The organism is Corallococcus sp. bb12-1 (genome assembly GCF_026626765.1).
GTDB classification, from domain to species: Bacteria; Myxococcota; Myxococcia; order Myxococcales; family Myxococcaceae; genus Corallococcus; species Corallococcus terminator.
Map to the genome: position 1 here is coordinate 62,103 of NZ_JAPNJZ010000036.1, position 13,460 is coordinate 75,562.

Below are 13,460 nucleotides of genomic sequence, written 5' to 3' on the forward strand. Positions count from 1 at the left end.
AGACGCTCGCATCCGCAGTCCTCGTGATGGCGCCCAGCAACGTCCCGAGATGCCCCAACAGCCGCTGTGCTGTCTCCGCGTCGTAGAGGTCCGTGTTGTACTCAAGCGACGCCGCGAGGCCTCGGCCCGTCTCCGCCATTCCCAGCGTCAGGTCGAACTTCGCCGTGGTGCCTTCTGTCTCCACGGCGCTCAGCACCAGCCCACCCGGCAGCGCTTCTCCCGAGCCGCCCGGCGTGTTCTGCATCGTGAACATCACCTGGAAGAGCGGCGTGCGGCTCAGGTCACGCTCCGGCTTCAGCTCCTCCACCAGCTTCTCGAACGGCACTTCCTGGTGCGCGTACGCACCCAACGTCGTCTCGCGCACCTGGCGCAGCACCTGCCGGAAGCTCGCGCCCTCACCCAGCTTCGTGCGCAGCACCAGCGTGTTCACGAAGAAGCCGATGAGCCCTTCCAGCTCCGTCCGGTTTCGTCCCGCGATGGGCGTCCCCACGCTGATGTCCTGCTGCCCGCTGTAGCGCGCCAGCAGCACCTGCCACGCCGTCAGCAGCACCATGAAGGGCGTCGCACCCTCCTGGCGCGCCAGCGCCGCCACGCCCTCCTCCAGCGCTCGCGGCCACTGGATTGCGGCCCTCGCGCCCCGGAAGCTCTGCGTCGCCGGACGCGGCCGGTCCGTCGGCAGCTCCAGCGCGTGCGGCGCGCCCTCCAACTGCTGGCGCCACCAGGAGAGCTGGCCTTCCAGCACGGCGCCCTTCAACCAGCCACGCTGCCACGCCGCGTAGTCCGCGTACTGCACTTCCAGCTCCGGCAACGGCGAGGAGCGGCCTTCGGCGTACGCGCTGTAGAGCGCGGCCACTTCGCGCACCAGCACGTCCATTGACCAGCCGTCCGACACGATGTGGTGCATCACCAGCACCAGCACGTGTTCGGTGGCACTCAGCCGCGCCAGCTTCGCGCGGAAGAGCGGACCCCGGCTCAAGTCGAACGGACGGCTCGTCTCTTCTTTCGCGAACCGGCTGACTTCGGCCGTCTGCTCCTCGGCCGTCCCACCTGTCATCGAAATCACTTCCAGGGCCGACGCGACGCTGGAAGCGATGACCTGGACTGGCTGGCTCTCCCGAGTTTCGAAGGTCGTCCGCAGCGCCTCGTGCCGACGCACCAGCTCCGCGAACGTTTGCTCCAGCGCCGCCACATCCAGACGCCCCGACAGCTTCACCGCGGACGCCATGTTGTAGGAGGCACTGCCCGGCTGGAGCTGGTCCAGGAACCACAAGCGCTGCTGCGCGAACGACAGCGGCAAGTCGCTCGCGGTGCGCTCCACCGCCACGAGCTTCGGCACCACGGCTTCCTGCCCCGCCCGCTGCGCCGCCTCAATCCGCAGCGCGAGCTTGGAGACGGTGGACGCCTCGAAGAGCGCACGCAGCGGCAACTCCACCCCGAAGGCGCTTCGCACCCGCGACATCGCCTGCGTCGCCAAGAGCGAGTGTCCGCCCAAATCGAAGAAGTTGTCCTCCGCCCCCACCCTCCCCACTCCCAGCACCTGCGCCCACACCTGCGCCAGCAACTCCTCCGTCGGCGTCCTCGGCGCCACGTAGCTCGCCGTCTCCTGCGCCCCGTCCGGCGTCGGCAGCGCCTTGCGGTCCACCTTCCCATTCGGCGTCAGCGGCAGCGCCTCCAGCACCACGAAGGCCGCCGGTACCATGTACTCCGGCAACCGCTCCCTCACGAAGTCTCGCAGCTGCGCGCTGTCCGTGCCCTCCGGCGCCACCACGTACGCGATGAGGCGTCGCGGCTCCTCTCGCAGCAGCACCACCGCCGTGCGCACCGCCGGGTGCTTGCCCAGCACCGATTCGATTTCGCCCAACTCCACCCGGAAGCCGCGCAGCTTCACCTGCGTGTCCGCTCGGCCCAGGAACTCCAGGTTCCCGTCCGCCAGGTACCGCGCTCTGTCTCCCGAGCGGTACAGCCGTGAGCCCGGTGCCCCGTACGGGTCCGGCACGAAGCGCTCCGCCGTCAACTCCGGGCGGTGGATGTACCCACGCGTCACGCCTTCGCCGCCGATGTACAGCTCGCTCGCCACTCCCGACGCCACCGGCTTCAACGCCCCGTCCAGCACGTACATCCGCACGTTCGCGAACGGCCGCCCAATCGGCACCAGCCGGTTGTCTCCCGCTCCCAGTGCGTTGCTTTCGAACCACGTGCTGTCGATGGTCGTTTCGCTGATGCCGTAGGAGTTGATGAGCCGCGTGGACTCGCCAATCACTCCTCGGATGCGCCGGTACTCATTCACGTACCAGGCGTCCGAGCCCGCGATGAGCACCTTCATCTTCTCCAGCCGCTGACCCGTCTCCTCCAGGTGCTGCAACAACCCTCGCAGCACCGCCGGGACGAATTCCGCGCAGTCCACGCGCTCCGCTTCCATCAGCGCATGCAGCTTCGCCGGCTCCAGCAGCCACTCGCGCGGGCTCAGCACCAGCTTCCCGCCCGAGCACAGCGCTCGCGACAAGTCCCCTCCGAAGACGTCGAAGGAGAAGCTCGCCATCTGCAGGTGGCTTTCGACTCCCTCCCTCAGTCCGTAGCTTCGCTCCCACCCCAGGTACGCGTTCGCCCAGCTGCGGTGCGACACCATCACGCCCTTTGGCGTCCCCGTGCTCCCCGACGTGAAGACGACGTACGCCAGGTTCTCCGGCTGCGTCGTCCGTGCGGGCGCTTCGGTGGGCAGGCCCGCCCGTGCGGGGGCCTCCGCGTCCAGCAGGTAGCGCCGCAGGCCCGGCGCCTCCACCGTCCCCTCCAGCGACTGCTGCGTCAGCAACAGTGACATGCGCGACTCGCTCACCATCAGCGCCAGTCGGTCCGCCGGGTACGACGGGTCCAACGGCACGTACGCGCCTCCCGCCTTGAGGATGCCCAGCAGCGCCACCAGCAGCCTCGGCGTGCGCTCCAGGCACACGCCCACCAGCACCTCCGGGCCCACGCCCTGGCTTCTCAGGTGGTGCGCCAGCTGGTTCGCCTGCGCTTCCAGTTCCCCGTACGTCAGCGCGGCTTCTCCCGGTGCCACCACCGCCTGCGCTTCCGGCCTCAGGCGTGCCTGCTCCGCGAAGCGCTCAGCAATCCCCTGCTCCGCCGGCAGCGCCACGTCGGTGTCGTTCCACTCCACCAGCACCTGACGTCGCTCTGCTTCGCCCAGCATCGGCAGGTCCAGCACTCGCGCGTCCGGATTCGCCGCGATGCCCTCCAGCAGCACGCTGAAGTGCACCAGCATCCGCTGCGCCGTCGCCGCGTCGAACAGGTCGGTGTTGTACTCAAGCGACGCGGACAGACCCTGGCCTCGGTCTCCCATGTCCAGCGACAACTCGAACTTGGCGGTGTCGCCCTCGGCGTCCACCGGTTGCAGCCTCAGTCCGGTCGGGAGCTGGGCCACGGGCAGGGGCGCGTTCTGGAGCGAGAACATCACCTGGAAGAGCGACGAACGACTCATGTCGCGCTCGGGCTTGAGCTCCTCCACCAGCTTCTCGAACGGCACCTCCTGGTGCGCGTACGCTCCCAACGCCACTTCCCGCACCTGACGCAGGACCTGACGGAAGCTGGCGTCCCCCGCGATCTGGGTGCGCAACACGAGCGTGTTGATGAAGAAGCCGATGAGGCCTTCCAGCTCCGTCCGGTTGCGGCCCGCGATGGGCGTGCCCACGCTGATGTCGTCCTGCCCGCTGTAGCGCGACAGCAGCACCTGCCATGCGGCCAGCAGCGTCATGAAGGGCGTCGCGCCTTCTTCGCGGCTCAGCGCCCAGAGGGCATCGCGCAGCGACAGGGGCATCGTCACGGAGCAAGTGCTGCCCCGGAACGTCTGCACCGCCGGACGCGGACGATCCGTCGGCAGCTCCAGCGCGTGCGGTGCTCCACCCAGGTGCCGCTTCCAGTAGGCGAGCTGCGCCTCCAGCACCTCACCCTGCAACCAATCGCGCTGCCACGCCGCGTAGTCCGCGTACTGGACCGCCAGCTCCGGCAACGGCGACGGCTGCCCCGTGCTGTACGCGCCGTAGAGAGACGCCACCTCGCGCACCAGCACGCCTCGCGACCAACCGTCGGAGACGATGTGGTGCACCGACAGCAGGAGCACGTGCTCCACTTCCGTCAGCCGGATCAGCGTCACCCGGAAGAGCGGGCCCTGCTCCAGGTTGAACGGACGCCGGACCTCTTGCTCCGCCAGGGCCTGTGCACGGGCTTCGCCGTCCACTTCGCCCGACAGGTCCACCCACGTCAGGGGCACTTCGCTCGCGGGTGCCACCACCTGCACCGGGCTGCCTGACAGCGCGCGGAAGGTCGTGCGCAGGGACTCGTGACGGCGCACCAGTTCGCCGAACGTGCGGCGCAGCGCGCCCACGTCCAGTTCACCCGACAGCCTCACGGCCGTCGGGATGTTGTAGGAGGTTCCGCCCGGCTCCAACTGCTCCAGGAACCACAGGCGTTGCTGCGCGAACGACAACGGCAGCGCGTCCGTGCGAGCCACCGGCACCAGCGCTGGCATCCGCACCCCGCCGCCCGAGTGGACCGCGAGGTCGATGCGCGCGGCCAGCCGCTCCAGCACCGCGTCCTCGAACAACGCACGCAGCGGCAGCTCCACCTGGAACGTCTGGCGGATGCGGGAGATGGCCTGCGTCGCCAGCAACGAGTGCCCGCCCAGCTCGAAGAAGCTGTCGCCCAAGCCCACCTGCTTCGCGCCCAGCAACTCACTCCAGATGCTCGCGAGCTGCTGCTCGGTGGGCGTGCGCGGCGCCGTGAAGCCTCGCGCTTCGCCTTCCAGTTGCTCCGGCTTCGGCAGGGCCTTGCGGTCCACCTTGCCGTTCGCGTTGAGCGGCAACGCCTCCAGCACCACCAGCGCGGACGGCACCATGTACTCCGGCAGCCGCCCCTTCAGCTCGCTTCGCAGCGCCGTGACTTCCACCGTGTGGCCTGGCTTCGCCACCACGTACCCCACCAGCCGCTTGTCCCCGGGCACGTCCTCACGCGCCACCACCACCGCCTCGCGCACGCCCTCGCATCCGCTCAGCCCCGCCTCCACCTCGCCCAACTCCACCCGGTAGCCGCGCACCTTCAACTGGAAGTCCACGCGCCCCAGGAACTCCAACTTCCCGTCCTCCCGCTGCCGGACCTTGTCTCCCGTCCGGTACAGCCGCGCTCCCGCCTCCTCACCGAAGCCGTCCGGCACGTACCGCTCCGCCGTCAACTCCGGGCGGCCCACGTAACCGCGCGTCACCACTGCCCCGCCTACGTACAGCTCTCCCGCTACCCCTCGCGGCACCGGACGCCCGCTCGCGTCCAGCACGTACATGCGGGCGTTCCCAATCGGCCGCCCCAGCGCCAGCGTCGCCGCCCCTTCGTCCCACGTCCCTTCGAAGGGATTCGTCAGCACGCCGACCGTCGTCTCCGTCGGGCCGTAGTGGTTGAACACCGCGCACTCCGGTGCCAACCGCCGCACCGTCTCCACCAGCGTCTTGTCCGACGCCTCGCCGCCCACCACCAGTCGCTTCAGCGGCAGCACCTGCTTCGCATTCGGCCCGCTCAGCAGCGCCCTCAGGTGCGAGGGCACCACCTTCAATCCCTCCACCCGGTGCTCCTGCATGTACGCGCCCAACGCCTCCGCGTCCGACGCCACGTCCTTGCCCACCAGGTGCAGCGTCCCGCCTCCGCACAGCATCGGGAACACCGCCGTGTGTCCAAGGTCCGCCGCCAGCGTCGTCACCGACGCGAAGCTCATTCCTTCCGTCAGCCGCAACCGGCCCCGAATCGTCTCCACGTAGTTGGCCAACTGCCGGTGCTCCACCACCACGCCCTTTGGACGCCCCGTACTGCCCGACGTGAAGATGGCGTACACCGGGTTCTCACCCCGCACACCCGACTCCACACGCTCGGTGCTCCCGCCCGCCTCTTCCACCGCTTCGACGAGGACGGTGGTGCACCCCAGCCCCGCCACGTCCTGCGCGTACGCACGCTGCGTCACCACCACACGCAGGCTTGCGTCCTCCGCAATCGCCTTCACTCGCGCCGCAGGGAAGGACGTGTCCATCGGCACGTACCCGCCGCCCGCCTTGAGGATGCCCAGCATCCCCACGATGGACTCCACCGTGCGCTCCACGTACAGCCCCACCAGCACCTCGGGGCCTACGCCTTCCTTCACCAGCGCTCGCGCCAGCCGGTTCGCCTTCGCGTCCAGCTCCGCGTACGTCAGCTGCTTCCCGTCAGCGACCACCGCCACCGCTCCGGGCACTCGCTCCACCTGCGCCTCGAACCGCGCGGAGATGCTCTCGGACGGCACCGCTTCCGCCGTCTGGTTCCACGTCTTCAACACCTGCTGACGCTCGCCATCCCCCATCAGCGACAGCGCCCCCACGGACACGTCCGGGTTCGCCGCGATGCCTTCCAGCAGCACCCGCAGGTGCCCCATCATCCGCTCCACCGTCGTCCGCTCGAACAGGTCGGCGCGGTAGTCGCTGACGCACACCAGCCCCAGGCCGGTGTCCTTGAAGGACAGCGTCAGGTCGAGCTTCGCCGCGCCTTCATCCTTACCCAGCGAGCGCAGCTTGAGCCCCGGCAGTTCGATGGACGCCGCGGGCGTGTTCTGGAGCGACAGCTTCACCTGGAACACGGGCGCGTGGCCCAGGCTGCGCTCCGGGTTGATTGCCTTCACCAGCTCCTCGAACGGCAGGTCCTGGTGCGCGTACGCCCCCAACGCCGTGTCCTTCACGCGACGCAGCAGCGTCCGGAACGTCGGGGCGTCGTCCAGCCGCGTGCGCATGGCGAGCTGGTTGACGAAGAAGCCGATGAGGCCCTCCGTCTCCGCATGGTTGCGGTTCGCGATGTCCGTGCCCACCACGATGTCCGTCTGTCCGCTGTAGCGCGACAGCAGCACCTGGAAGCCCGCGAGCAGCGTCATATACAGCGTCGCGCCCTCCTGCTGGCTGAGCGCCTGGAGCTTCTCCGACAGCTCCTTCGGGAACTCCGTCGGCACCGTCCCCGCGCGGTGGGCCCGCACCGTCGGGCGGCTCCAATCCGTGGGCAGCTCCAACAGGCGCGGCGTCTCCCTCAACTGCTCGCGCCAGTACGACAGCTGCGCTTCCAGCGCGTCACCCTTCAGCCAGCCACGCTGCCAGGCCGCGTAGTCCGCGTACTGCACCGACAGCTCCGGCAGCGGCGAAGGCCGGCCCGCGTGGAACGCCTCGTACAGGGCGGCAATCTCCCGCATGAAGATGCCCATGGACCAACCGTCGGAGACGATGTGGTGCATGGTCAGCAACAACACGTGCCGGTGCGCGTCCTGACGCAGCAACGTGGCACGCACCAACGGACCGCGTGACAACACGAACGGACGGCGCGACTCCTCCAGCGCGCGCTGCTCCAACTGGGCTCCCGCCTCCTCCGGCGTCAGCGTCCCCAGGTCCACCACTTCCAGCGCGACGTCGGGCACGCCGGAGATGACCTGCACCGGCTCGCCCGCGTGCACACCGAACGCCGTGCGCAGGGACTCATGGCGACGGAGGATCTCCTGGAACGCGCGGCCCAGCGCAGGCACGTCCAGCGCGCCCTCCAGGCTCACCGTCAACGGGATGTTGTACGCGAGGCTCCCCGGCTCCAACTGGTCCAGGAACCACAGGCGCTGCTGCGCGAACGACAACGGCAGCGGCTGCTCGCGCGACACCGGCACCAGCGGCGGCACCTCGGGTCCCGAGGCCTCCACGTGCGCGGACAGCCACGCCGCCAGGGCGGCCACGTTGGGCATCTCGAAGAACGCCCGCACGGGCAGGTCCACGCGGAACGCCTGCCGGATGCGCGACACGGCCTGCGTCGCCAGCAGCGAGTGGCCGCCCAGTTCGAAGAAGTCCGCCGTCCGCCCCACGCGCTCCAGGCCCAACAGCTCTGCCCAGATGCCCGCGAGCGTCGTCTCCACGCCCGGACGGGGCGCGGCCTCCTCCGGCTCCGCCGCCAGCCGCTGCAGGTCGGGCCGGGGCAGCGCCTTGCGGTCCACCTTGCCGTTGGGCGTCAGCGGCAGCGCGTCCAGCGACACGACCACCGACGGCACCATGTACTCCGGCAGCCGCTCCTTGACGAACCGGCGCAGCGCCTCCGCGTCGACCGTCTCCTCCTCCTGCGGCACCACGTAGGCCACGAGGCGCTTCTGGCCGGGCACGTCCTCGCGCGCCACCACCACCACGTCCCGCACGGTGGAGTCCTGGCCGAGCACCGCTTCGATTTCACCCAGCTCGATGCGGAAGCCGCGCAGCTTCACCTGGTGGTCCGCGCGTCCCGCGAACTCCAGCTGGCCGTCCGCGCGGTAGCGCACCACGTCGCCCGTCCGGTAGAGCCTGCCTCCCGGTTCGCCACCGAAGGCGTCCGGCACGAAGCGCTCGGCCGTCAGGTCCGGACGCTCCAGGTAGCCACGCCCCACGCCCACGCCGCCGATGAACAGCTCACCCAGCACGCCCATGGGCACCGGCTGCCCGGTCCCGTCCAACACATACAGCCGGGTGTTCGGGTACGGCCGACCGATGCCGGGCCGCCCCTCACCCGGCGCGCACTCGGCGCTCGTCGCCGTGACGCTGATCTCCGTGGGGCCGTAGCAGTTGACGAACCGGCGTCCGACGCCCCAGCGCTCCACCAGCTCGGACGGCAGTGCCTCCGCGCCGGAGATGATCGTCTGGAGCTCCGGCAGCGACTCCTGCGGCAGGGCCGCGAGCACCGGCGGCAGGAGCACGGAGGTGGTGATGTGCTGGTCGCGCAGGAGCGCGGTCAGCTCCGGTCCCGGCAACAGTGCGTCGCGGGACACGAGCACCAGCGTGCCTCCGCCCGCGAGCGTGCCGAAGATCTCCAGCACGGACGCGTCGAACCCGAACGCGGTGAACTGGAGGACGCGCCGGCCCGGCTGGATGTCGAAGTCTCCCACCGTGCGGAGGATCGTGTTGCGGATGCCCCGGTGCTCCACCAGCACGCCCTTGGGGCGGCCCGTCGAACCGGAGGTGAAGATGACGTAGGCCGCGTTGCGCGCGTCCGTCAGCGACGGGGGATTCTCCTTCGACTTGCGCGCGATGACCGCCGCTTCCGCGTCCACCGACAGGAGCCACTCGCCGCGCGAGGGCACCTCATCCGCCAGCGTGTCCTGCGTCACCACCACCGGGACCCGGGCGTCCTCCAACATCGCGCCCAGTCGCTCGGAGGGATAGGACGGGTCGAGCGGCACGTACGCGCCGCCCGCCTTGAGCACGCCGAGCAACGCCACCACCAGCTCCAGCGAACGCTCCAGGCACACGCCCACGCGCGTCTCCGCGCGCACGCCCAGGCCGCGCAGGTGCCACGCGAGCTGATTGGCCCGCGCGTTGAGTTCGCGGTACGTCAGCGCTTCGCCCTGGAACTCCACGGCCACCGCGTCCGGCGTGCGCTCCACCTGGGCCTCGACGAGGCCGTGCAGCCCACCGTCCTCGGGCAGCGAGAGCGCGGTGTCGTTCCAGTCCTCCAACAGCGTGCGGCGCTCCTCGACGGACAGCACGGCGAGCGAGGAGACGCGCGTCGCGGGCTCGGCGACCGCGGACTCCAGCAGGGCGCGCAGCCGCGTGGACATGCGATCCATGGTGGCCGCGTCGAACAGGTCGGTGCTGTAGACCCACTGGCACGACAGGCCCTGCGGCGTCTCCGTGATGGAGAGCGTCAGGTCCAGGTTCGACGAAACGGACTCGGCGCCCGAGGCGCGGAAGGTCAGCCCCGGCAGGTCCAGCGCGGACGTGGGCGTGTTCTGCAGGATGAGCTTCACCTGGAACAGCGGCGCGTGCGCGAGGCTGCGCTCCGGGTTGAGCGCCTTCACCAGCTCCTCGAACGGCAGGTCCTGGTGCGCGTACGCCCCCAGCGCAGTGTCCTTCACTCGACCCAGCAGGGTGAGGAAGGTCGGGTCGTCCTCCAGCCGAGCGCGCAGGGCGAGCTGGTTGATGAAGAAGCCGATGAGCCCTTCGGTCTCCGCGTGGTGGCGGTTGGCGATGTCCGCGCCCACCACGATGTCCGTCTGGCCACTGTGCCGCGCCAGCAACACCTGGAAGCCCGCGAGCAGCGTCATGAACAGCGTCGCGCCCTCGCGCTGGCCCAGCGTGCGCAGAGCCAGCGTCAGACGCTCCGGGAGCATCCGGTGGAGGATGGCGCTGCGCGTGCCCTGCACCGCCGGACGCGGCCGGTCCGTGGGCAGTTCCAACAGGCGCGGGGCGCCTCCCAGTTGTCCGCGCCAGAAGGAGAGCTGCGCCTCCAGCGCGTCGCCCTTCAGCCAGCCACGCTGCCAGGCCGCGTAGTCCGCGTACTGCACCGGCAGCACCGGCAGCGTCGAGGGCTGGCCCGTGCGGAACGACTCGTAGAGGGACGTCACCTCGCGCACGAGGACGCCCATGGACCAGCCGTCGGAGATGATGTGGTGCTTGGCCAGCAGGAGCAGGTGCTGCCGCTCGCCCAACTGGAGCAACGTGGCCCGGAACAGCGGCCCCCGGCCCAGGTCGAAGGGCCAACGCGACTCCACGCCCGCGACGCGCCGAGCCTCCAGCTCGCGCTCGCCCTCCTCCAGCACGCGCAGGTCCACCCGCGCGAGCACCTGCTCCGGCACGGGCGCGATGCGCTGCACCGGATCCTGGCCCACGGCCTGGAACGTCGTGCGCAGCGACTCATGCCGCCGCACCAGCTCCTGGAAGGCGCGCTCCAGCGAGGCCACGTCCAGCGTGCCCTCCAGCCGCAGGGCGGTGAACATGTTGAAGGCCGTGGAGCCGGGCTCCAGCTGATCCAGGAACCACAGGCGCTGCTGCGCGAACGACAGCGGCAGCGGCCCCGTGCGCGCCACGGGCAGGAGGGGTGGCGCCTTCGCGCCCAGCGCGGCGGCATCCACCTTCAGCGCCAGCTCCGCGACCGTGGGCGCCTCGAAGAGGGCCCGCAGCGGCAACTGCACGCCCAGCGAGGAGCGGATGCGCGAGATGGCCTGCGTCGCCAGCAGCGAGTGACCACCCAGCTCGAAGAAGTTGTCGCGCGTGCCGACGCGGCCGACGCCCAGCACCTGGGCCCAGTCCCCCGCGAGCACCTCCTCCGTCGGCGTCCGGGGCGCCACATACGTGCCCGAGACTTCCACTCCCGCCTCGCGCGGCTCCGGCAGCGCCTTGCGGTCCACCTTGCCGTTGGCCGTGAGCGGCAGCGCCGGCAAGACGACGAAGGCCGACGGCACCATGTACTCCGGCACCGCGTCCTTCAGCGTCGAGCGCACGCTCGCGACGTCCAGCCCCTCGCCCACGACGTACGCCACCAGCCGCTTGTTCCCGGCGCCCTCGCCGCGCGCCACCACCACGCACTCGCGCACGCCCTCGCAGCGTCCCAGCGCCGCTTCCACTTCGGCCAGTTCCACGCGGAAGCCGCGCACCTTCACCTGCGTGTCGCCGCGGCCCAGGAACTCCAGCACGCCGTCCGCACGCCACCGCGCCAGGTCGCCCGTGCGGTACATGCGGCTGCCCGGAGGACCGTAGGGGTTCGGCAGGAAGGCCGCCGCCGTCAGCTCCGGCCGGCCCAGGTAGCCACGCGCCAGGCCATCGCCCGCCGCGTACAGCTCCGCCGCCACGCCCACGGGCACCGGCTGCCACTGCCCGTCCAGCACGTACACCTGCGTGTTGCCGATGGGCCGACCAATGGGCACCGTCGCGCCCACGTCCTCCACCGTCTCCATGCGGTGGCAGCTCGTGAAGAGCGTGCCTTCCGTCGGCCCGTAGCAGGCCGTCACCGTCACGCCCAGCACCTCCAGCGCGCGCTTCACGTGCGGCGCCGACACCACGTCGCCACCCGTCAGGAGCTGCTTCACCCCTCGCAACCCCTCCAGGTTGCCCTCCACCATCTGCGTGAAGAGACCCGCCGTCAGGTGCAGCACCGTGACGCCGTGGCGTTTGAGCACGCCCTCCATCTCCTTCACGTCGCCCACCGGCACCGGCGGGTACACCACCAGCCGCGCGCCGTTCAGCAGCGCGCCCCAGATCTCCAGCGTCGACGCGTCGAAGGACACCGGCGCCACGAGCAGCAGCGTGTCGTCCTCGCCCAGCCGCGCGTAGTTGGGGTCGAGCACCGTGCGCAGCACGCCCGCATGCTCCGTGCACACGCCCTTGGGCTTGCCCGTGGAGCCCGACGTGAAGTCCACGTAGGCCAGGTTGCCTCCGCCCACGCCGCTCACCACCGGGTGCGTGGGCTGCCGCGACAGCGACTCGCGCTCCTCCTCCACGCACACCACGTCCAGCCCGTCGGTGGGCAGGCGCGCGCCCAGCTCGCGCGTCGTCACCAGCACGCGGGGACCGGCCTCCGCCAGCATGAACGCCAGTCGGTCGCGCGGGTAGTCCGCTTCCAACGGCACGTAGGCGCCGCCGGCCTTGAGGATGCCCAGCAGCGCCACCACCAGCTCCACGCCGCGCTCCAGGCACAGCGCCACCCGCGACTCCGGGCCCACGCCCCGCGAGCGCAGCAGGTGCGCGAGCTGGTTGGCCCGCGCGTCCAGCTGGGCGTACGTCAGCTTCTCATCCGCCGTCTCCAACGCCACCGCGTCCGGACGACGCGCCACCTGCGCGGCGAAGACGTCCCCGATGCTCGCCTCGCGGGGGTACGCCGCGGCCGTCTGGTTCCACTGCACCAGCACCCGCCGCTGCTCCTCCGCCGACAGCACGCCCACCTGCCACACGCGCCCGGACTCCACCGCCACCAGTCCCTCCACCGCGCGCTGCCACTGGCCCAGCAGCCGCTCGATGGTCGCCGTGTCGAAGCGCGGTGTGTCGAACGCCAGCTTCAGCAGCAGCTCGCGGCTGGGGCTGGAGGACGCGGTCAACGGGAAGTTGCTGCGCTCACGGCCCTGGACGTCCCGCACCTCCAGCACGCTGGCGCGCTGGCTCAGCGTGGAGTCGATGGGGAAGTTCTCGAAGACGAAGAGGCTCTGGAACAGAGGCGTGCCGCGCGGCATCTGGCTGAAGCCCTGCACCCGCACCAGCGGGCTGTGCTCGTACTGCCGTCGCTCCAACTGCCGCTCCTGGAGCTGGCGCAGCCATGGCACCACCTGCTCGTTCGCGGGGACGGGCACACGCACCGGCAGCGTGTTGATGAACATGCCCGTCATCCGTTCGACACCCGGAAGATCCGACGGGCGTCCGGACACGGTGGCGCCCAGCATCACCTCCGGCTCGCCGCTGTGCCGCGCGAGCACCAACGCCCACGCTGCCTGCACCAGCGTGTTCAACGTGAGCTGGTGTCGCTTGACGAAGGCATCCACCAGCGTGGTGGAGGCCGAGGACAGGCGGAGGGACTTCTCCGCGGACTCCTGCGCATGCGTCTTCGCCTGGGCCGCGCGCTCGTCGTACGGAAGCGGCGTGGGGGCGTGGAGGCCGGCGAGATCGCGCTTCCAGAATGCCTCCATCCGGGCCGTGTCCTGCCGCTGG

Annotated in this window: 1 protein-coding gene (only partly in view); it reads right to left on the reverse strand. The window is 70.6% G+C overall.

Every position in this 13,460-nt window falls within one protein-coding gene, locus OV208_RS40255, for a non-ribosomal peptide synthase/polyketide synthase, read on the reverse strand. The gene is 43,614 nt long; 24,914 of those nucleotides lie to the left of the window and 5,240 to its right, leaving coding positions 5,241-18,700 in view, spanning codon 1,747 (partial) through codon 6,234 (partial); reading right to left, the first codon wholly in view occupies positions 13,457-13,459. Both codon boundaries (start and stop) fall beyond the window edges.